The organism is Pseudomonadales bacterium, assembly GCA_024234215.1.
Lineage (GTDB): Bacteria > Pseudomonadota > Gammaproteobacteria > Pseudomonadales > UBA5862 > JACKOQ01.
This window is the reverse complement of the sequence record JACKOQ010000005.1, coordinates 215,433-237,265: the sequence shown is the minus strand read 5'-3', so window position 1 is coordinate 237,265 and position 21,833 is coordinate 215,433. Positions and strand designations below refer to the sequence as shown.

Annotated in this window: 18 protein-coding genes; 6 read left to right on the top strand and 12 right to left on the bottom strand. The window is 62.9% G+C overall.

All coding sequences use genetic code 11. The annotated features are described in order from the left end of the window. Positions 1–196: malate synthase A (locus H7A13_10645; GenBank protein ID MCP5333793.1), on the top strand; the 196-nt coding region annotated here is incomplete at its 5' end. 68 nt (positions 197–264) lie between these two features. Further along, complete coding sequence (gene aceA / locus H7A13_10640) at positions 265–1,584, top strand: isocitrate lyase (protein ID MCP5333792.1); 1,320 nt, start codon at positions 265–267, stop codon at positions 1,582–1,584. A gap of 103 nt (positions 1,585–1,687) precedes the next feature. On the opposite strand, the gene H7A13_10635 is transcribed toward aceA, so the two are convergent. Then, positions 1,688–2,284, bottom strand: coding sequence for a carboxymuconolactone decarboxylase family protein (locus tag H7A13_10635; protein ID MCP5333791.1), 597 nt, complete (start codon positions 2,282–2,284; stop codon positions 1,688–1,690). Positions 2,285–2,460: 176 nt separating this feature from the next. Here H7A13_10635 and H7A13_10630 point away from each other — a divergent pair, with 176 nt between their 5' ends. The 4 genes from H7A13_10630 to H7A13_10615 all read left to right on the top strand — a co-directional run bounded on the left by H7A13_10630 (position 2,461) and on the right by H7A13_10615 (position 6,774). After that, the gene (locus tag H7A13_10630) at positions 2,461–3,558 is read left to right on the top strand and encodes an alcohol dehydrogenase catalytic domain-containing protein (protein MCP5333790.1); all 1,098 of its coding nucleotides are present in this window, start codon (positions 2,461–2,463) and stop codon (positions 3,556–3,558) included. A gap of 30 nt (positions 3,559–3,588) precedes the next feature. Beyond that, complete coding sequence (locus tag H7A13_10625; protein MCP5333789.1) at positions 3,589–4,431, top strand: PaaI family thioesterase; 843 nt, start codon at positions 3,589–3,591, stop codon at positions 4,429–4,431. Positions 4,432–4,506: 75 nt separating this feature from the next. Beyond that, complete coding sequence (locus H7A13_10620) at positions 4,507–6,567, top strand: carbon starvation protein A (protein ID MCP5333788.1); 2,061 nt, start codon at positions 4,507–4,509, stop codon at positions 6,565–6,567. Between the two features lie 6 nt (positions 6,568–6,573). Continuing rightward, the gene (locus tag H7A13_10615; GenBank protein MCP5333787.1) at positions 6,574–6,774 is read left to right on the top strand and encodes a YbdD/YjiX family protein; all 201 of its coding nucleotides are present in this window, start codon (positions 6,574–6,576) and stop codon (positions 6,772–6,774) included. 99 nt (positions 6,775–6,873) lie between these two features. On the opposite strand, the gene H7A13_10610 is transcribed toward H7A13_10615, so the two are convergent. The 11 genes from H7A13_10610 to H7A13_10560 all read right to left on the bottom strand — a co-directional run bounded on the left by H7A13_10610 (position 6,874) and on the right by H7A13_10560 (position 21,823). Further along, the gene (locus tag H7A13_10610; GenBank protein MCP5333786.1) at positions 6,874–7,395 is read right to left on the bottom strand and encodes an OB-fold domain-containing protein; all 522 of its coding nucleotides are present in this window, start codon (positions 7,393–7,395) and stop codon (positions 6,874–6,876) included. Positions 7,396–7,411: 16 nt separating this feature from the next. After that, entirely contained in the window at positions 7,412–8,668 is a 1,257-nt protein-coding gene (locus H7A13_10605) for a thiolase (GenBank protein MCP5333785.1), read from the bottom strand. Positions 8,669–8,809: 141 nt separating this feature from the next. Beyond that, the gene (locus H7A13_10600; protein MCP5333784.1) at positions 8,810–10,135 is read right to left on the bottom strand and encodes an energy transducer TonB; all 1,326 of its coding nucleotides are present in this window, start codon (positions 10,133–10,135) and stop codon (positions 8,810–8,812) included. Between the two features lie 22 nt (positions 10,136–10,157). Next, positions 10,158–11,066 carry an outer membrane lipoprotein-sorting protein gene (locus H7A13_10595; GenBank protein MCP5333783.1) on the bottom strand — a complete coding sequence of 303 codons (909 nt, stop codon included), beginning with the start codon at positions 11,064–11,066 and terminating at the stop codon, positions 10,158–10,160. Between the two features lie 278 nt (positions 11,067–11,344). Next, the gene (locus H7A13_10590) at positions 11,345–11,875 is read right to left on the bottom strand and encodes a hypothetical protein (protein MCP5333782.1); all 531 of its coding nucleotides are present in this window, start codon (positions 11,873–11,875) and stop codon (positions 11,345–11,347) included. Positions 11,876–11,904: 29 nt separating this feature from the next. Then, entirely contained in the window at positions 11,905–13,113 is a 1,209-nt protein-coding gene (locus H7A13_10585) for a porin (protein MCP5333781.1), read from the bottom strand. A gap of 12 nt (positions 13,114–13,125) precedes the next feature. Next, positions 13,126–14,046, bottom strand: coding sequence for an FAD:protein FMN transferase (locus tag H7A13_10580; protein ID MCP5333780.1), 921 nt, complete (start codon positions 14,044–14,046; stop codon positions 13,126–13,128). Further along, positions 14,043–14,537 carry an FMN-binding protein gene (locus tag H7A13_10575; protein ID MCP5333779.1) on the bottom strand — a complete coding sequence of 165 codons (495 nt, stop codon included), beginning with the start codon at positions 14,535–14,537 and terminating at the stop codon, positions 14,043–14,045. The genes H7A13_10580 and H7A13_10575 overlap by 4 nt, the downstream gene beginning before the upstream one ends. Positions 14,538–14,918: 381 nt before the next feature. Continuing rightward, entirely contained in the window at positions 14,919–16,169 is a 1,251-nt protein-coding gene (locus tag H7A13_10570; protein MCP5333778.1) for a flagellar hook-length control protein FliK, read from the bottom strand. 75 nt (positions 16,170–16,244) lie between these two features. Continuing rightward, on the bottom strand, positions 16,245–16,751 hold the full coding sequence (locus H7A13_10565) for a chemotaxis protein CheW (GenBank protein MCP5333777.1): 507 nt from the start codon (positions 16,749–16,751) through the stop codon (positions 16,245–16,247). Continuing rightward, positions 16,748–21,823 carry an Hpt domain-containing protein gene (locus H7A13_10560; GenBank protein MCP5333776.1) on the bottom strand — a complete coding sequence of 1,692 codons (5,076 nt, stop codon included), beginning with the start codon at positions 21,821–21,823 and terminating at the stop codon, positions 16,748–16,750. The genes H7A13_10565 and H7A13_10560 overlap by 4 nt, the downstream gene beginning before the upstream one ends. Positions 21,824–21,833 lie beyond the last annotated feature (10 nt).

Genomic DNA, 21,833 nt, shown 5'->3' with positions numbered 1-21,833 from the left:
TAACGGCAAGGTCGTCACCAAGGAGCTGTTCCGGCAGATGTTGGCCGAAGAGCGCGAGGTGGTACGCAAGGAGATCGGCGAAGAGCGCTGGCAAAACGGCAAGTTCGAGCAGGCGACCCAATTGCTCGATCAGATCACCACGAGTGATGAACTGGTCGACTTTCTGACCCTGCCGGCTTACCAGCTTCTGGGCTGATGAGTTGAAACGATAACCTTCCGGTCGCTGACCGGGCCCTGTCCAACAACCCGAACTAGAGAGTGACGATGTCAAATTACAACCGTGTCGAAGAGATTGCCCGTATCGAACAGGATTGGAAAACCAATCCGCGCTGGAAAAACGTCAAGCGCACCTACAGCGCGGCGGACGTGGTCCGTCTGCGTGGTTCGGTCCAGGTGGAACACACGCTGGCCCGCCGTGGTGCCGAAAAGCTGTGGAAGCTGGTCAACGGCGCCGCTGCCGAAAAATTCGGCAAGGACTATGTCAACTGCCTCGGCGCGCTGACTGGTGGCCAGGCCGTCCAGCAGGTGAAGGCGGGCATTCAGGCGATCTACCTCTCCGGCTGGCAGGTCGCCTCCGACAACAACAGCGCCCTCTCGATGTATCCAGACCAGTCGCTCTACCCGGTCAACTCGGTGCCGACGGTGGTCTCACGCATCAACAACTCCTTCAGCCGTGCCGATCAGATCCAGTGGCAGAAGGGTGTCAACCCGGGCGATGCCGGCTACATCGACTACTTCGCGCCGATCGTGGCCGATGCCGAAGCCGGTTTCGGCGGCGTGCTCAATGCCTATGAACTGATGAAGGCGATGATCGAAGCCGGTGCGGCCGGTGTCCACTTCGAAGACCAGCTTGCCTCGGTGAAGAAGTGTGGTCACATGGGTGGCAAGGTGCTGGTGCCGACGCAAGAGGCCATCCAGAAGCTGATCGCCGCGCGTCTGGCAGCCGACGTGCTGGGCGTGCCGACGATCGTTCTGGCTCGCACCGATGCCAATGCGGCCGACCTGCTGACCAGCGACTGCGACGAATATGACCGGCCGTTCGTGGTCGGCGAGCGCACCGCCGAAGGCTTCTACCGCACCCGCGCCGGCATCGACCAGGCGATTGCCCGTGGTCTGGCCTATGCTCCTTATGCCGACCTGCTCTGGTGCGAGACCGCCACCCCCGATCTGGCCGAGGCGAAGAAATTTGCCGAAGCCGTGCGCAAGGCGCATCCGGAACAGCTGCTGGCCTACAACTGCTCGCCGTCATTCAACTGGAAGAAGAATCTGGACGATGCCACCATCGCCAAGTTCCAGCGTGAACTGGCGGCCATGGGCTACAAGTACCAGTTCATCACTTTGGCCGGTGTGCACAGCATGTGGTACAACATGTTCGACCTGGCCTACCGCTATGCCCGCGAAGACATGTCGGCCTATGTCGAGCTGCAGGAGACCGAGTTCGCCGCTGCCAAGCGTGGCTACACCTTCGTGGCACATCAGCAGGAGGTGGGAACCGGCTACTTCGACGACGTCACCACCGTGATCCAGGGCGGCAGCTCATCGGTGACCGCGCTGACCGGTTCGACCGAAGAGCATCAGTTCTGATCATTCGCTGCGGTTGACAGGGTGGAGGTTCCGCTCTGTCAACGCACCAACAGAAACCCCCGCTTCGTAGCGGGGGTTTCTGTTTTCAGTCCAGCAGAAGCGGTTACTTCAGGAAGGGTGGATTCAGTGCGGCGGCAGGGATTTTGCCATCGGGTGGCCAGGAGGTGACCCCCTCTTCGAGCGGGATTTGCAGGCTGAGCAGCAGTTGCGAGAAGAGCCGCCAGTTGCCGATCGCCAGCACCAGTTCGACCCGCTCCTGTGGCGTGGCCAGGTGGGTTTCGATCAGCTTCCAGGTCGAGCTGGAGATGGCGCCCAGTTGCAGGGTGTCGTCGGTCGCCTGAAGCACGGCGCGATCGGCTGCCGTCAGGTTGGTGGCCGACTGCCAGTCACGCACGGCCAGCACCTCCTCTTCGCTCAGGCCGAACATCAGCGCGACCCGCCAGTGCTGGGTCCACTCGTAGTTGGAGCCGGTGACCCAGCCGAGGCGCATGATGATCAGCTCGCGCAGGCGGGCATCGAGTACATTGCCTTCGAACAGCAACCCCATCAGCAGGTTGCCGACATTCTTCGCCAGCGTGGGATGCTGCAGCAGCACGCGAAAGACGCTGAGGGGACACAGCGACTCGCTGAGACCGATTTCGGCTCCCCGTTTTTGTGCTTCCTCGATCGACAGCATCGGCACGCGGGGGATGGGGGTCAGGTTCGACATGGCAGGCTCTCCTTGGTTGTTATTATGGTCCTTGAAGCAAGGCACTTGGCTTTTTATCCTAACCGGCAAGCCAACCTTGGACAACTTGTTTTGGTCATGTCCTTTATGGTTTGATTCGGCGGCTTTTCATTGCCAGGAACCGATAACAACAATCCAAGGAGTGAGTCATGACCTTACCCAGAACCAGTTTCGCCATGGTGCAGACTGCGGCACGCACACTGGAAGGGCGGGAGATTCCGATTCCGGCCATCAGCGACGATTCAGCCATTCTGCGCATCGAGGCCTGCGGCATCTGCGGCAGCGACTATGAGCAGTATGAAGGTGCGCTCAGCGTGCCGATGAATGTGATTCCCGGTCACGAGCCACTCGGTGTGATTGCTGCGATTGGCGACAAGGCGGCCAAACGCTGGGGTGTCGATGTCGGCGACCGGGTCGCCGTCGAAACCATGCTGGCCTGCCATTTCTGCGAGAACTGTCTGGCCGGCCGTTACCACCTCTGCAACAGCCGTCGCATCTACTCCTACATTCCGCTCAGCGACGCACCGGGTCTGTGGGGTGGTTATTCGCAATACATGTACCTCGACCCCTGTTCGGTACTGCACAAGATGGATAAAAAATTGCCGCCGGAGATCGCGGTGATTTTCAATCCGCTCGGGGCCGGCTTTCGCTGGGCGGTGGAGATGCCGCAGACCCGCATCGGTGACACGGTGGTGATCATGGGGCCGGGGCAGCGCGGGCTTTCGAGCGTGCTGGCCTGCCGCCAGGCCGGGGCGGGCACCATCATCGTCACCGGTCTGGCAGCCGATGCGAAGAAAATGGAGGTGGCCCGCGCCTTTGGTGCCGACCACACCATCGATGTGCAGAACGAGAATGCCGTCGAACGCATCCAGCAGATCACCCATGGCCGTGGCGCCGACGTGGTGGTGGATGTCACCTCCTACGCCACCCAGCCGGTGGTGGAGGCGCTGAGTTACTGCAAGAGCGGCGGCACCATCGTGCTGGCCGGCATCAAGGGATTCAAGCCGATTCCCGACTTCATCTCCGACATGATCGTGGTCAAGGAGATCACCGTCAAAGGCGCGATCGGCGTCACCAGCAGCGGCTACCGCAGCGCCATCCAGCTGATCGAATCGGGCAAGGTACCGTTGCAACTGATGCACACCCATGACTTTGCCTTGCAGGATGCGGAACTGGCGATCAAGACTCTGGCCCGTCAGGTACCGGGCGATGAATCGATCCACTCCTGCCTCATTCCAGAATTTTGATTGAAAACAATTGATGACAAGGAGTTTCGAATGAGTTTTGTAAAAGAGTGGCTGGAGGGCGCGCCCTACAACAGAACACTGGGCGTCGAGCAGGTCAGCCTCAGCGACGACCTGCTGGTATTGCGCCTGCCATTCAATGAGGCCAACACCAATCCCGGCGGTGCGCTGCATGGCGGCGTGGCCGCCTCGCTGTCAGTGATCGGCGGGCAGGGGGTGGTGCGTGCGGCACTGGGGGCGGAGTCCGGGCCCTGGCACACGGCAGGTGCGCAGATCAACTATCTGGCCGCGGCCATCAACGAGGGAGTGCTGGCCAAGGCCCGGCTGCTGCGCAGGGGCAAGGAGCTCTGCTTTGTCGATGTCGCCATCGAAACCGAGGCCGGCAAGCCGATTGCTCAGGCCAATCTGGCAATGCGCGGCCGTTTTGGCGCCGCAGCTGCGCAACTGCGTCGCGCCAGCGGCGATGATGGGCTGGTGGAACCGGGTCCGATGGGCAGCCACATCGGTGCGATCTCTTTCATCGGCAACCGCGGCATCAAGGTCGAATTGATGAAAGAGGGGCGCTCGCGGCTGGTGATGCCCTACCGCGAAGACAATGGCGACCTGCATGGCGTGCACGAAGGGGCGGCGATGGCACTGTTCGACACCACCGGCGCGATGGCGGCCTGGGCCGAGACTGGTCCCGGTCCTTACAAGGCCTCCACGCCGGCGATTCAGATGCAGATGCTGGCGCCGCCACCCAAGGCCGATCTGATGGCCTATGGCCGGGTGGTACAGCGTGACAATGAGCTGTTCTGGAGCGAGGTCGAGGTGGCCGAGCAGAAGAGTGGTCTAGTCTGTCTGCGCGGTACGGTCTTCTATCGCATCGTAACCTGAGTCGAAGGCCACCGCATTCCGTGCGGGATGCGGTGGCCATTTTTATTTCACGGATATCAAAAAATCTTCATCTTGATGATAAAAAACAAAATATATAAAAATCTGTTCTGGATCGCCGTTGCCGTGGTGGGCGCCTTCGCTTTCGGTGGACTGGCGCTGCACCGTGGTGAGTCGATCAACGCGCTCTGGTTGATCGTGGCGGCGCTCTGCATCTATGCCATCGGCTATCGTTTCTACAGTGCCTGGATTGCCACCAGGGTGCTGGTGCTCGACGAGACCCGGCTCACCCCGGCCGAACGGCTGAAAAATGGCCGCGACTTCATGCCAACGCAGAAATGGGTGCTGTTTGGCCACCATTTTGCCGCCATCGCCGGACCGGGCCCACTGGTCGGCCCGACCTTGGCGGCCCAGTTCGGCTACCTGCCCGGCACGCTGTGGATTCTGATCGGCTCGCTGCTGTGTGGCTGCGTGCAGGACATGGTGATTCTGTTCTGCTCGACTCGGCGCGATGGCCGCAGTCTCGGGCAGATGGCGCGCGACGAATTGGGGGCCATTGCCGGCGTGGCTGCGTTGATCGGTACCTTCATGATTCTGGTGATCCTGATCGCGGTGCTGGGGCTGGTGGTGGTCAATGCGATGAAGCACAGCCCCTGGGCCACCGCGACGGTGGCGGCGACCATTCCGATTGCGATGCTGGTGGGGCTCTACATGCATGGCCTGCGACCCGGCAAGGTGCTGGAAGGGAGCCTGATCGGCGTCGCGCTGCTGCTGTTTTCGGTGATCGGCGGCGGCTGGATCGACCAGTTGCCGGCAGTGCGCGGTTATTTCGACTGGAGTGGTGCTGATCTGGCGTGGGCGGTGATCATCTATGGCTTTGCCGCCGCGGTGCTGCCGGTCTGGCTGCTGCTGGCGCCGCGGGATTACCTCTCCACCTTCCTCAAGCTGGGAACGGTGTTCATGCTGGCGATTGCGGTCGTCTTTCTCGCCCCCGAGATCAAGATGCCGGCCGTGACCCGCTTCATCGATGGCTCGGGTCCGATCTTTGGCGGCACGCTGTTCCCCTTCGTCTTCATCACCATCGCCTGTGGCGCCATCTCCGGTTTTCACTCACTGGTCGCCTCCGGCACCACGCCGAAGATGATCGAGAATGAGCGACAGATCCGCCTGGTCGGCTATGGCAGCATGATGCTGGAGTCGTTCGTCGCACTGATGGCGATGATTGCGGCAACCATGCTCGACCCCGGCGTCTATTTCGCCATCAACACCGCGGCCGGGGTGGTCGGCAATACCCCAGCCGCCGCCGTGGCCACCATCAGCAGCTGGGGCTTTCCGGTCACCGTCGAGCAGATGCAGAATCTGGCACAGCAGATGGGTGAAAGCTCGCTGTTCGGCCGCACCGGCGGTGCGCCTTCACTGGCGGTCGGCATGGCCACCATTTTCAATAGCGCCTTTGGCAGCAACCTGCTGGCGCTGTGGTACCACTTTGCCATCATGTTCGAGGCGGTGTTCATTCTGACCACGCTCGATGCCGGCACCCGGGTGGGGCGCTTCATGCTTCAGGATCTGCTGGGCAACCTGTGGAAGCCGCTGGGCCGGACCTCCTGGACACCCTCGGTACTGCTCAGCTCGGCGCTGGTGGTGGCGGCCTGGGGCTATTTCCTGCGGGTCGGCGTGCTCGATCCCAACGGCGGCATCAACATTCTCTGGCCGCTGTTTGGCATCTCAAACCAGATTCTGGCCGCCATCGCCCTCTGCGTCGCCACCGGCATTCTGGTCAAATCGGGACGCGTTCGTTATGCGTGGGTGACTGGGTTGCCGCTCACCTGGCTGACGCTGATCACCAGCAGCGCCGCCTGGGAGAAGATCATGAGTGCCGATCCGCGGATCGGCTTTTTCGCTGCGGCCAATGACATGGCCGGCAAGCTGGCGGCCGGCCTGCTGTCACCGGAACGGGCGGCGGTGGCACCGCAACTGATTCTGAATCAGCGCATCGACGGCTATCTGACCCTCTTCTTTGCCCTGCTGCTCTGGGTCATTCTGCTCGACATGCTGCGGGTGGTCTGGCGGGTGCTCAGTCAGCGCAGGGTGCCGCCGTCGACCGAGACCGTTTACCAGGCGCGCACTGGCGCCGGATGAGTCGCGATGCAGGCAGATGACAGAAAAACGGAGGGGCGGATCGCCCGCTGCTGGGCGGCAGTGCGGCAGTGGAGTGGCGATGATGCCTACGAGCGCTATCTGGCGCACCAGCGGCTGGCGCATCCCGATGCAGCGCCGCTCGATCGGCGCGCCTTTCATCGTCACTACCAGCAGCAGCGCTTCAGCGGCGTCAACCGCTGCTGTTGAAACCGTTTTTGTGATCTCGCGCGCTGCGCAGTTCGAGGCTCGGTCAGGGCAGGTAAAAAGCAGGCGATCGGGCGCCGGGACGCCCGACCGCTTCACGCCTCACTCGATCGCATAGCGCCAGGGCTGTGCGGGTTGCTCGGCGGTTTCATCCAGCGTCCACAGCGGCTGGCTCAGCTCTTCGCCAATGTCCTTGTAGACGATGCGCAGTCGCGAGCCAATGCCGACCTGACGAACCATTTCGGGCAGCGCCAGATCGCCATCAGGTGTCGCCAGATTGCCCATGATCCGCAGTGCCTCATGTTCGCTCGGCACCCCTTTTTGGGTGTCGAGTTCCACCAGCATGATCATGTAGGGGGTGTGGTTGCGAAAGGCCGGCTGAATGGCGTGGTGCACCTCGCCATAGGAGTAGAGGGTGCCTCGCCCTTCGACCGGCTTCCAGGTCGATTCGAGACAGGCGCACCAGGGGCAGGCGGTGGTGGGTGGGTAGCGCAGCAGGTTGCACTCATTGCAGGCTTGCAGATGAAGCTGATGGCTGGCGCAGTGTTTGAAAAAGGCACGGCTCTCACTGTCGAGATCATCGATGTAGACCGGCATTCCGAGATATTCGCCTTGTGCTGGCATGTCGTTGTTCTCCCTGTCAGATGTTCGTCATTACCAGTGCCGACCCCTGCCCGGGTGTCGCCCAGCCCAGGTTGGCGGTCAGATCGACCTTGCGGACCTGGCGACAGCCCCCTTCACGGTAGTCGTAGCTGTGCTGGCGCTTGCCGTCGGGCCCGATCGGGCAGCTGTCGTCGGCATCGTGACGCAGCTGCCGGACATTCTCGATCACCATCGCGATGCCATGGGTGTAACCCTCGCAGAGGTGACCGCCGCTGGTGTTGTTCGGACGGCGCCCGCCGAGGCGCATGGTGCCGTTCGAGACATAGTCGCCCCCCTCGCCCTTCTTGCAGAAGCCATAGTCCTCGAGTTGCAGCAGCGTGGTGAAGGTGAAGGCGTCGTAGGAGCCGGTGACGTCGATCTCTTCCGGCGTGACGCCGGCATTGGGGAAGAGAATCTCCTTGGCGTAATAACCGGCCACCCGGCTGATCGGTCCGTGCTGGAAGTGGTTGTCACCACGCGGTTTGCAGCAGCGGCCGACCACCGAGAGGATCTTGGCCGGGGTGTGACGGCAGTCGCGGGCGCGGTCGATGCGGGTGACGATGATGGCGGTGCCGTTGTCGGTCTCGACACAGCAGTCGAGCAGATGCAGCGGCTTGACGATCATCCGGCTCGACAGCACATCATCCACCGTCACCCGCTGCTTGTAGTAGGCCTTGGGGTTGTTGCTGGCGTTTTCGGCGTGGATCACCTTGACCATCGCCACCTGTTCGGGCGTGGTGCCATATTCATGCATGTGGCGCATGAACGAAGGGGCGAACATCTGCCCGGCGCTCATCCAGCCATTGCCGCGGCTGAACAGATCTTCACCCCCGAGTGGCGCCACCGTGCCTTGCCGGTTGGTGCCACCGATGCGCACCTGGCTGAAGCCATTCATGGCGCGGAAGATCGCCACCGTCTTGCACATGCCCGCCTCGATCACGCCGATGGCGATGCCGATCAGCGCCTCGATGCTGGAGCCGCCACCGATCACGTCCATGTAGAAGTTGAGCCGGATGCCCAGATCTCCGGCCAGCGTGGGTGAGGGGGTCGAGTCGTTGAAGCCATACGAGAGCATGCCGTCGATGTCGCTCGGCTTGAGTCCGGCATCGACGATGGCATTTCTGATTGCATGGGTGCCCAGCGAGCGGGTGGTGCGGCCGGAGCCACGGGTGTAACCAGTCTCACCCACGCCAACGATCGCATATTTGCCACGCAGGTATTTTTCGCTGCTGGCGTCGATGGTGGATTGCACCATGGTCTCTCCTCTCCTTGTGTGATTATTGTTGGCGCAGCTTAACGCGGCGATGCCCGGTTTGTCATGGCGACATGGCACAAAAAATTTGCAATGGCCGGCTGATGTCCAGCCATGGGACAGGCTGCCATTCGTGGCGCCTCGTCACTGGGTCTCGCGATAGAGAATTCGGATGGTCAGGGCATGGGTGGCTGCCGTGAGCTCCACCGGCATGGCCGGAAACGGGCTGGCCGCCTTGAGGTCGGCCAACGCCTGCGCATCGAGCGCGGCATGGCCGCTTGATTCACTGACCCGCCCTGACAGCAATCTTCCTTCACGGTTCAGCTCGACAGCCAGTGTCACCCGGCCCGCACCGATACTGCCTTGGGTGCTCTGCTTGCTCTGATGCTCGGCAAGCCACAATCGGACGCGGTTGTCATAGGCTTCGCTCAATCGGGCAATGTCGATGCCCGTGGCAACGGGTGCCGCCGGCGGCGGTTCGCTTGCGGTGGGCGCGGCCTGCTCGGGCGGTGGAGCAGGTGGTGACGTTGCCACGCGCCTGGCTTTTGCGGCGGGCGGTGGGGGTTTCGCTGCCGCCACTGCAGGCGCGGGTGGGGCTGCGGTCTTGGCAACGGCTTCGGCGAGGCTGGGCAGGAAGGCTGGCTTCACCACCGGATCGGGCGGTGCATTCAGCACAATCTCCAGACGGGGCGATGGCGGCGATGGGGTCACCGGTTTGGGTGGTTGGGTCAACATCCCCTGCAGCCACAGCAGACTGATCGACAGGCAGAAGGTGCCCACCAGGGCCGGGAATGGCCAGCGTTTGAAATGGGGAAGCGTCACCTCAGGTCGATCATGGCGGATCGACAGCGCGGCCAGCGGCAAGGTTTCATCACAATTTTCTGTTTTGACAAGCGAAAGCAGCAGCCCGGCATGCTGGTACTCCTCCAGCATCTGCTCCAGTTCAACGCGCTGATCCGCCGTGGCGAGCAGCAGCGGGACCACCGAGAAGAGCTCATCGCTGACCCGCCGCTCACTGCAGTTGCACAGGCTGGCGAGATTGCGGATCACCTGTCGCTGGTTCAGGCCGTCGGCCAGTTGCCCCTCGAACAGCAGGGCATGACGTCCAAGTTGCCTCCGGGGTGCAGCCGGGTTCTGCATCAGCACCGCCTGACTCAGCTGCGGCGCAGCCTCCTCGATCGGTGCGTAGTGGGCAAAGACGAAGTCGATCTCGTCGATCTCGGCACTCTTTGCATCGTCCTGCCGCAGATCGATCGACAGCCCCGCGCAGATCAGGGTCTGGCGAAAGTGCTCAAGAAAGGCAAGGTCGCCACCGCGCTTGATGATCAGCGGTTTGATGGCGAACAGCTGGTCGATCAGGCTGTCGGCATCGCGGTTGGTCAGTTGGGTGAGTCGATCGAGCACCTCGCGCCGTCGACAGCCCGGTGCCAGCTCACCCTGGAACAGCAGCAGATATTGAGGATCGGCCATCACCGGTGACGAAATGCTCCAGTCAACGCAAGGTGCGCGGCCGTTGCAGTGCGTTGAGGTCGAAGTCGTGCTCGGAGAGCCCGACGTTGAAGCGATAGCCGCTCCACTGCAGTGTGGTGCGCACGGCGGTCAGATGGTTCACCAGCTCCATGCGCCCGGCACGCCAGAAGCGGTCGTCGTACTGCTGGTAGTCGAACAGCGTCAGAGTCTTGACCAGGGTGTCATGGCGGTCGTAGTAGTCGATCTTGACCGGATAGTAGTGCGCCTTGTCGACCCAGGTGACCAGCTTGCCGTTGCTGGAATAGGGGTATTTTGGGCGACGCACCACGATGTAACAGTCATGTCCGGAGAGCTTCTCTTCGCCAAGAAAGCCGTAGTCATAACGGTCGATGTTCTGCAGGCTCAGGTCTTCGAAGTTGAGATCGGTGCCGGCGAAGGGTGTGCCGATGTGGTTCTGACTGACCCGCCGGACCTGTTTTTGCGTGGTGTCGAACAGCCACTGGTCATCCAGTCCGGTGGGATTGGAGATGGTCAGCAGCGCCATGCCTTTCTGATCATCGGGGTTCTCCATGATCATCATGCGCCGGTCACTGCTGTTCTCACGCTCCAGAAACCGCATGTGGACCCGTCTTACATGCTCGCTGCCGTCAGCCGTGCGGATGGTGGCCTCGAGCTCGGAGACGCCATCGACATAGCCGCGGCCACCAAACCCCAGTGTTGCGCCATTGCGGTTGTCCATCTCGGAGTAGACCACCAGACCCTTGGCGGTCGGATCGAGCCCGGCGGTCAGATCCTTCTGCGTCTGACAGACGATGGTGCCTTCGACCACTTCGCACTGCCGCTCAGCCGCCATCACCGGCAGCGACAGCAGCGCACAGCAGAGTGCGAATGAGACGAGTGGGGCGCAGGTCAGCCGGGAGATCCGCTGCATTGTTCAATCCTTTATCGATCGGTCGGGTCGAGATGGGGGAGAGGTCGACGTTGCCATGAAAGCATAGGTCGATCACAGCGGCTTGTCGACGTGGTGCGGACAGCGTCAATGGCCGGTTTCGCTTCAGACTTTGGCGTGCACAGCGGCTTGCTTTCTCGCCCGCCGTGAAGCCCAGTCCATGCGTCCTCATGCCATTTGGTCGCCTGTCAGGCCGACGCACCCTCTCGATGGCTACGAGTTGGAACCGGTCGAATGCCCGGACGTGATGGAAGAGGCGTTCACAGGTTGCTTTTCGGGCCGATGCGGGAGGCGCTGGTGTTGCCAGGACGACCGGCGACGCGAGGCTGTTTCTTTGGCTGGAGTCGTCCATGGGAAGTGCGGCGGCGACCGACAACGACATGCGCAACCAGCGCGGGCGGCAGTGCCAGACCGACGACCCAGTGCAGCAGCGGCAGCCAGGCGGCGTTGTCGTCGGTGGCGAAGTAGTACAGCGCATAACCGGTGGCGGCGAGCCAGGCGTTCAGGGTGAACATCGCCATTCCGCTGCGGTGATTCTGCTTGCGGCTCCAAGCCAGTCGCATGTGATGGGTTGCGAGCGAGCCGACGGCGATCAGCGCGAGCATCGCGGTGAAGCCATGCAGGCGCAACGCCCACTTTTCCAGCGGGTGCGGCGTTGGACCGAAGTCGCCTTCGATGGCGAAGAAGTAGTGCGACAGCAGCCAGAGCGCACCGCTCATCCACAGCAGCGCAAAGACCAGGTAGATCAGTCGCTTGTGCGTGCTGGAAAGGCGGATGACCGGCTGGCTCATGGCTGCGTCTTTTGGGCTGGGCAGATGGATCAGAACTGGTAGCCGACACCGAGGTTGAAACCGTTCTGGTTTTTGTCGTCGTCGTTATCCTGCCACTGGTAGTCAGCCTTGAGCACCACATCGGGGTGTGGCCAGTAGTTCACCCCGGCATCGGTCTGCCGTTTTTCGCTGGCCGTCCCGGCGCCAGCCGCGTTGTCCCACAGGTTGTAGCGTGCGAACAGGCCCCACTGTTCGTTGAGCTTGAATGAGGGTTCGATGTAGCCGCCGAACTGCTCATCCGCGCCGATCGCGGCCGGACCGCTGCCTTCGAGAGTCCAGCGCGCGTACAGCGCCTTGAGGGTGAAGGGGCCGTGGTTGAACACACCATCCACTTCAAACAGGTTGGCGCTGCCGGCGGTTGCGTCCAGGTTCTGGGTGATGTCGCTCTGATGCTGGAAGGCGGCAGCCAGTGACAGCCCGGGCAGGCCGCTCCACTTCAGGCGTGCAGTGTAGGCGATCTCCTCGGCACGCGCCTCGCTGGTCTTCTGGCGGCCATCGCGTGGCTTGTAGCCCTTCGCCGCCGTGGTGGCAAGCCCCTCGTGAATGGCGATGTCGTAGCCGAAACCGGAGCCGAGGTCGCCTGACAGGCCGGTGCCGCCGGCCCACCAAGTGGCGGGGATGATCTCTCTCTCGATCGGATTGCGCTCGGTGCCATAAAACACCGGTGGCTCATGCGTTTCATTGATGAGGCCGATCGGGAGCAGGAACAGACCGGCCTTGGCGCGGTGATGGGTGTTGAGGTCGAACTCGACGTAGGCCTGTTCGAGTTCGATCTCGCCTTTCTCGCCCTCCCCGGAGATGCTGTGTTCGAGTTCGAGTTCAGAGAAGAAACGCGTGCGTTCGTTGAATTGGTGGCCGAAGAACAGCACAAAGCGGTGCAGGTCGATCTCTTCCTTGTCGGACGCCCCGCCTTCGCCGTCGAGGTTGTTGTAGTGCAACTCACCATAACCGCCGATGCGGCTGTTTTCCGCCCAGCCGGCGCTTCCGGAAGGTTTGGCCTCTTCCTGAACGGTGTCGACTCGCTGCTCGGTGGCCTTTTGCTGACGCTTCAGCAGCTGATTTTCGGCCTCGAGCGCATTGAGGCGCGCTTCCAGTGCTTTCAACCGTGCTTCGGTGTCCGCGTCGGCGGCCAGCGTGGGCAGCGCCAATGTGGCGGCAAGCGAAGCCGCGAGCAGGGTGGGGGCAAGGTGGGTTTTCATCAGAACTCCAGGTCAGTTGAGAGCGGTGACCGGCTGGGGACGTTGCCCGTGGCCGGCGATTGGAGTGGCAGAACGAACGGCGGCATACACAGTTCGCCAGCCCTTCGCATCGCCGAGGTGCAGACCCTCGGCATCGAACAGGATCGCTTGTGCGCCATGGTGGGCGAGCCGTGCGGGCGCGTGTTTCGGGTCTGCGGCAACGATCTTGGTCAGGGCGTCGGCGGTGAGGCAGTCGGCAGCGAGCACGGTGACGCTTGATGCGCGGCACAGCGGTGTGCCATCCGCCGGATCAATCAGCTGGCCGGGTTGGAAGTAATCGGCCGAGGTCGCAGCGGCACCGCATGTGATCTGCGCGAGCCGCAGCAGGCGGGTAGGTTGTGTGGGATCGCGCAGCTCGAGTGGAATCGGCGTGTGGCCGAAATGTGCAAGATCGCCACCGGCGTTGACGGTGGCGGCGGCGACGCCGGTGCTGCGGAGCGCGGCGAGCGCCTGATCGACCGCATGGCCCTTGGCGATGCCCGAAAAATCGAGCAGCAGCGGAACCTGAAACCGCACACGTTCGCCATCGAATTCGATCGCGCGCCAGTTGCCATTGGTCTTTTCAGGAAATCCGGCGTGGCGTGGCAGCCGGCCTGCTGCAACCAGCCGCCCACCGACGCAGGGGTCGAAATTGCCGTCGCCAAGCCGGGCGAAGTCGAGTGCGGCTGCGAGCACGGCGGCGAAGTCGGGTGACAGACCCACCCAGTCGGTTTGTGCCATGCGGTTGACGTGGGTCAACTCGGAGTCGGGCGACTGAAAGCTCAGCGCCGCGTGGATTTCGGCAATGCGCCCGAAGGCGTCATCACACGCGCTGCGCAGTCGCATTGCGTCATCGCCTTCGACCTGGATATCAACCAGCGTGCCGAGCCAGGGCTGTGCGCGGCGCACCTTCACTTCAGCACCGCCTGATGAATCGCCAGCACGCGGCGCACACCCTCGGTGATGTGTTTGCACGAGAGCGTGGCGCCACTGATGTTCTGGACGTCGTCACCGAGCTTCAGCGTCGCGCCATGACGTTTTCCGGTGAACTGCGCGCGCCATTTCGGGTTGATGATTTCGCGGCCATGGGTCTCGCGGTAGTCGAGAATCTCGACGCCACGCACCGCGCCGCTGGCATCGAGCGCAACGGCGTAGGTGATGAACTCGTGCTTGCCGTACACCTCGTCCCGCACGAACCAGCCGGCGGGTTTGCCACCCACCATCACCTGCCAGACCGGCTGCTCGGCGTGGCGCATCTTCACGCCGGTGGCGCTCTCAACCGCTTCCTTTTGCGCATCGTCGAGTCGCACGAAATGCGGGATGAACAGGTTTGCTTTCGGAAACATCAGCTTTTGCGCTGCCTCCGTCGTCATGTACTGCACGGCAAGCGCAGGCACCGGCGCCATGAGCGGCACGCAGGCAGCGGAAAAAATCAGCCAGTTTGGAGTTTGCGACACGACGTGATCTGCCTCAAAAGCTGTTTTGCCGTTTGCTTGCCGTTAATATAAACAAGAATCATTCTTGAATACAAATAAAATCTGTTCTTATATGCATGGCAATCTCAGCCATGGGCTGTCATTGAAATGGATGGAAAACCTCCTTTCGAGTCCACGGCGAGCGGTTTGCCAAGCGCAGGCAGCTGCGCGCGACCGTGTTCGAGTACATCGAGGTTGATTGCAATCGAATCCGCCGGCACAGCGCCAACGGCTATCTCAGCCCGGAAGCGTTCGAGGCGGCCAAAGCCGCTTGGCAATGTATCCGGCGATGGCGGGCAAGTTCATTGCCCCTCAGGCATAACGGTCGATCAGTGCGCCTTCGCGCAGTGAGCGTGACTGAAGCATGGGCTCTTCGGTGGTGGCTGGGTTTTCACCTGCAATGGGATGCCAACCTTCACGGCGTGACTCCTGTTGGGCGCTGCCGCGGCCACCCCCATCGTCGACCTGGCTGTGGGCCAGTTGCATCCCTTGCTGCTGAAACAGATCGCGCAGTCGGTCGAGGCTGCCTTCGATGGCTTCGCGCACCTGGTGGTGGGGGCTGATGAACTGCACCTGCGCCTGATCCTGATGGATCTGAATGCGCACCTGCAGTGCGCCCAGCTCGGGCGGGTCGAGCTGAATCTCTGCATAGTGGAACTGGTTCTTGCTTGCCCAGAGAATGCGCTCGGCAAACCCATCGACCCAGGTATCGCCATCGAGGTTGAGCGGCTGCTCCATCAGGAGCCTGGCGGGTGGCAACTCAGCCTTGCCTGTCATTGCGGTGTCGCCAGGTGAATTGTGCAGGAAGGGCGGTGCCAGCGACGTCATGGCCGTTCCAGTCAGATTGGCCGTCCCATCAGGGCTGGCGGAGCCGATGGATTGCGCCAGCGGTGTGACAGCCTGGGCATCGGCGGTCGGTGCCGGGTCTTCATGACCGGCGCCGGGCATCATCGCCAACAGGTTTTTCAGTTCGTCCATGAATTGCCGTTCGGCCCCACTTTGACTGGTTTCGCTCAGCAGACCGCTCGAATGAGTCGGCTCGGAGGTCTTCTGCATTCCGCTTTCAAATCGTAACAGAGAGGCCGGATCGGTGGCCGTGCTTGCTTCATTTTCATTGGCTTGGCGTTCAACGGCCAATGCTGTGGTTGTCAGCGGCGTTGTCGGCGGCAAGAGTGTGCCGATGAACGGCAAGCTCAGACCGTCGCCCGACGGCTCCTTGTCGCTCTGCGCAGGTTGTATGTTCTCTTCGGAGGCGACTGTGCCACCCGCAGTGGCTTCAGTGAGGGTCTCTTCCACCAGCGTCAGCAGCGGTTCCGAGCTTGGCTGCTGCGGTTGGACTGTGCCCTGTTTCGTTGTCATGGCCCCAGATTGGGTGGCGCCAGCCGCGTTCATCGGGCCGAGCTGACCCTGCAATGCAGCCATCAGGGCCTGAAAATCAGCCGTTGCGCTGCGGCCATCGCCAGTCGGGGCGGCATTCGGCGACTCTGAGCTGATCATGACGGTGCTTTGTGCAGTGGCCTGCACCGCCGGCATGGTGGACAGGTCGATGGTGGGCAGATTCATCTCGACTCCCTGCAGTGACGATTGGACGTACACAGCAAGATCATTGCCAGAAATCGGGAGTGCGCGGCGCTCGGCTCAATCCGGTTTGACGGGTGACTGACCGGCGGCCTCGCGCAGCCGGGTACCACGCATCGCCTGGTCGATCTGTCGCTCGAGTGCCATCAGATCGGGGATGGCATAGCGTTCACCCTCCACCAGTGTCATGGCACCGATTCCGGCATCGGATGGCGTGGGAATGCCCCGGAGCTGATTGCTGCGCAGCCGCAATAGCCGGGGGCGTCCGGCGAGCAGCACTCCATAATGGCTGAACGGCAGATCGTCCTGACTGCGGTTGCAGACGACCAGCCATCTGCCCGGTGTGTCCGGCCCGCCCGACCAGCGTTCGAAGTCGATCAGTGGCAGTCGGCGTTGGCGCCATTCGAGCTCCCCCGCGCACCACTGCGGCGTTTCAGGCAGGGGACGGCTTTGCCACTTGGGCAACACTTCGGCCAGCGCGCTGGCCGGCAGCAGCAGTTGGCGCTGCGTCAGTGGCAACACCACCAGATCGAGCAGCGTGACGTTGGGACTGGGCCGTGTCGTCATGAGCAGCGCTGTTCCGGATAGGCCGCTGTTGTGGTCACTGTATCGATGGCGAGCAGCAGCGCCTGTTCAGCGTAAGGCTTGCCCAGATAGTGGGTGATGCCGAGTTCGCGGGCCCGTTCGCGGTGTTTGGCGCCGGTGCGGGAGGTGATCATGATGATCGGCAGATCTTCCAGACCACTCTGGTGACGAATGCGGCTGACCAGTTCGAAGCCATCCATCCGCGGCATCTCGACATCGAGCAGCATGACATCCGGACGGCTCTCATTCAGCATCGCCAGGGCCTCGACACCGTCACGTGCCATCAACACCCGATAGCCCTGTCGTTCGAGCAGGCGTGAGGTCACCTTGCGCATGGTGACCGAATCATCCACCACCAGGCAGGTTTGCGCATCGTGGCCGTGAATGCTGGCCAGACTGCTGGAGGTGGCATGGCCTTCAGGCTTGGCGCGCAGCAGGGCGGGCAGGTCGAGAATGATCACCGCGCCCTCATCGCCCTGCAAGGAGGCACCGGCAATGCCCGGAACCTGATTGAACTGCGGCGCGAGCGCCTTGGCGACGATTTCGCTGCTGCCTTCGAGCGCATCGACCTGCAACGCCACCGCATCATCCTGACTGCGCAACAGGATCACCGGCAGCGGGCGGGTGACGCCGTCCAGTGTCGGCGGATTCCAGCCGAACAGCAGCGTGCCAAGGTGGCGCAGCCGGTAGTCACGCCCGGCGTAGGCATAGCGGCTGTCGGGTTGCTGATAGTGGTGCTCGAGCTCGTAGGGGCTGACCCGCACCACCCCTTCGATGGTCTCCAGCGGCAGGGCATAGAGCTCACCGCCCACGCGCACCATCAAGGCCCGATTGGCCGACAGCGTGTAGGGCAGCCGCAGTTCAAAGCAGGTGCCTTCGCCGGGGCGACTGCTGGCGTCAATGGTGCCACCCAGCGCCTGGACCTCATTGCGCACCACATCCATGCCGACCCCGCGACCGGAGATCTGCGTGACGACAGAGGCAGTCGAGAAACCGGGCAGGAAGATCAGTTGCAGTGCTTCGTTCGGACTCAATTGCCGTTGAGGGTCGATCAGCCCGCGACTGCGCGCCTTGTGGAGCACCTGTTCGACGTTGATGCCGGCACCATCGTCGCTGACGCTCAGCAGCAGATTGCTGCCCTGCGGTTGCAGTTGGAGAGTGATGCTGGCGCGGGCGCTCTTGCCCAGTGCCAGGCGTTGCGCCGGGCTTTCGATGCCATGGTCCAGCGCATTGCGCAGCATGTGCTCCAGCGGTGTGATCAGCCGTTCGAGCACCGTGCGGTCGATCTCGACCTCGGGGTTGATCACCCGCAGTCCGACATCCTTGCCCAATTCGGTGGCCAACTGGCGCACCATCTTGCCAAGTCGTGGAACCAGCCGCGAGAAGGGCACCATCTGCGCCCGCGCCAGCCCTTCGCGCAGTTCGGTGTGCAGGTGCGACTGCTGCAACAATTGACCACGCATCTGTTGCAGGCGGCCGGCCATGGCGTCACGCAGATCCTTGATGTCGGAGGCGCTCTCCACGAGTCCACGGCTCAACTGCTGCAACTGTGAATAGCGGTCGAGCTCCAGCGGATCGAAATCCTGTCGCTCGCTGCTGCCTTGGCGGTGGCGCAGTCGGAGTTCGCTTTCGGCCTCGATGTCCAGCCGTCGCACCTGGTCGCGCAGCCGGTCTATGGTCAGCTCCATTTCATCGACGGCCTGGCCGAACTCCCGGCTCTGCCGTTCGAGCCGCTCCTGCAGCAGGGTCGATTCATTGGTCAGATCGAGCAGGTGTGACAGCAGACTGGCCGACAGCCGCAGCGTCTCGCCGCGTGCCGGACTCCTGATTGGATCGGTGATCTCGGCCGGTTCGGCTCCAGTGGCTTGGACGGTCGATGTCTCAGGAGGCAGTACTGAGAGCGCGACCTCAGGTGTTTCGAGCCGGGTGGAGGGGGAGTCGATGTCGACATCTGTCGACTGCTCGGCCGAAATCACTGCTTGCAGTTGCCTGACCAGTCCACTCAGTTCGTCAGGACCGACCTCAGCGACGCGGAGCGAGTCGAGCCGGGTTTCAAACTCATGACAGATGTCGGCCAGCATGCGCTGACCCACCAGACGGGCTCCGCCCTTGAGTGTATGCAGCGCCCGCGCCAATGCCGCAACCTGTTCCGACGTGGCGGCCGGCCGATCGGGCCAGTGGCGCTGAATCGCCTGAATCTCCTCGAGCAGCTCTTCGGCCTCGCCCATGAAAATTGCCAGCAGCTCTTCATCCGCTTCGCGGGTGGCTGCCGACATGGGCGCGGCAGCCGCACTTTTCTCCTCTGGTTGGGGCGTGGCGAAGGCGCGCTCCGGGGTCGAGGGTGGTCGTTGAGGCTCCGGCAGTGGCTGCCACAGCTCACTCCAGTCGCTGGCGGGCTGATTCAGCACCTCGGCTTCGATCGATTCGATCAGGGCCTGGCGGCACAGTGCCAGCCGGGCACGGGCTTCGATGCGGTCGGCATGGAAGTGCTGCGCCATCCAGAGATGCAGGTGGTCGATCCAGTTGCGGATGGCCGCGGGCAACTGTTCGCCCAGGGCGGCGCTGATTGCCTGCTCGATCTGCTGCCGCGCCTGTGCTTGCTGCGGAGCGCTGCCGAGCTGCTCGAGTGCTGCCACCAGCGTGTCGGCAGCGTCGAGCCAGCGGGTGGACAACGCCTCTGGTTCGCAAAGCGGTTGCTGCAGCAATTCGACTGCCGCATGGAATTGCGGTGGCAGGGTTGCGTCATCGCCCGCATGGAGCACCAGCATCGGCAGCAGCTCCGCGCCGGCACGGCAGGCGAGGGTCGGTGCCGCCTCACCCTCCTGCAGATGGCGCTGTACCGTATCGAGCATCGCGCCAGTCAGTTGGGCCAGTGGCCGGCGGCCAGCGGCATTGGCGCTGCCCTTGAGGGTGTGCAGCGTGCGTTCCAGCAGCCGCCAGTCGCCCTGCGGACTGTCGGGATGGGCCAGAATCTGCTCGATTCGCTGAAGATGGAGTGCCGCTTCGCGGCTGAAGACCGCATCGAGACTCTCTTCGGCCGCTGTTGCAGTGGTCGTGGCCGACTCTGGCCGAGCCTGCGGTTCTGGCTTCGTCTCCTCGGCATCGTCAGAGGCTTCGATCCGTTGCAGCAGCTGTTGCCAGCCGGGTGCGGCGGCCTGTCCGTTGGCAAAACAGTCGAGCAGTTCCGGCAGAAGATTGCGGGTCTGATCGATCAGTTCGATCAATTCACCGCTGAGGCCATGGCCCAGATCGATCAGCTGGTTGAGGCGCTGCTCGACGGCCCAGGCCAGTGCCGCAACCGTATCGGCGGCCACCATCCGGCCACTGCCCTTCAGGGTGTGGAAGCCGCGGCGCACCTCGATGAGGGCACCCTGCGCGCCTGCGGCGAAGGCGGGCCACTGTTTATCCAGTGCTGCCAGCACCTCCTGCGCCTCTTCGACGAAGACGGCCGCGATCTCGGCATCGAAGCCGCTGTCGCTGGCATCCTCGGCGGGCGCCGGGGCAGGGGTGGCTTGGCTCTCCTCCTGTGGGGCGCGGATGAGGCGGTTGCACAGATTGATCAGGTTGGCGGATGGAGCGTCGCGTTCGCCGGCCAGCCACTGCTGAAGATAGAACTCGGTGCCGATCAGCAGGTCGACGATCAGTGCCAAATCCGCGGGCGCTGGCCGCTGGGGAGCGAGCAATTGTGTCCGGGCGACACCGATGGCCGTAGCCAGTTCCGGCCACTCCATCAGGTTGAAGCCCCCCTGCAGCTGCTGAAGCCCCTGCTCGACCTGTGGCGGCAAAGGGTTATCGCCCGGCAGGGTCAGATGGTCATCGAGCCGTTGGCGCAGCTCTTCCAGCTCCTGCGCGCACTGCTGCATGAACTGCTGTTGTGCCTGACGCAGTCCGCTGTTCCGTTGCGTCGTGGCGGCGACCTGACTGTCCGGGTTCATCACTGCCGCTTCGAGTTCGAGCACTGCTTCGGCCAGTTGCAGTCGGTCGAGCCGTTCCGGCGTTGCCGAGAGCAGTTCGATCACCCGCTGCATGGCTCGGGTCAGATCGGGCAGGGCGAGCAGCCGGATGGTCGATCGCAGCCGCTCACACTCCTGGCGCAGTGCGGGCAGATCGAGATTCTCTTCGAGTCGGGTCTTGAGGTGGTCGATTTCGATGGCCAGCTCATTGAGCAACACCTCGCGTGCGGCTCCGGTACCGCTGATCGGCAGCAAGGGCGAAGTGGTGTCGTCATGCCCATCCATCGGGCCGGCCAACTGGGCATAGGGTTGCAGTGCCGCCAACAGCGTGGGTGGCTGATTGAGCAGCGCCGCGCCGGTCGTGACGAGTCGGGCCAGCCAAGGTTCCAATTCGCTCAGCAGATCGAGCAGGGCAGCGCGCGGCCCGAGCCGTGCCCGCTCCATCGCTGCAAGGATCCGCAGCAGGGCCTGCAACAGCGGACTGGAGGGACTTTGTGGTGCAATTTCAAGCAGTTTGCCCACCACCCGCTGCATGCCCTGCAGTGCAGCGGCCATGTTCGTCTGCCGGTATTGGAGCAGACCATCGCGGTAGGTGGCGTGAAGTTTGGCCGCCAGCGGCAGAAAGCGTTCGGCTGGGTAGTGAGCGAGCTGTTCGGCCGAGAGTGCCACGGCTGCTGGCTGTCCGGTCGACCGGGAGAGTGGTTCCGGAAGAGGGCGGCCGAGCAACTGCTGCAGCTCGGCGCGCAGAACCCAGGTGAGGGCGAGGGCGTCAGGCTCATCGCGGGCCAGCTCACCAATCAGATCCGGCAGCCGCAGCAGAATCTCCAGTGCCAGTTCGCGGGCAGGGAGTGAAAATCGTGTCGTCTGCAACGCCTGACGCAGCTCATGGCAGAGCGTGGCCGGCAGTGTCAGTTCGGCGACGGTGAGCAGGTTGCCGAGTTGGCGCAGGCGGTCGGCCACCTCACTTTCGCTCTGCGAATCGGTGGCTGCCTGATCGAGCAGCACCTGGATCGCATGGAGTTCGACCTGAATCTCTGGCAGCAGCCAGCGCGCCGCCATGAGACTGGAGGTGACGCCGGGCTGTGAAGAGGCGATGTTCACCAGGCGCTCC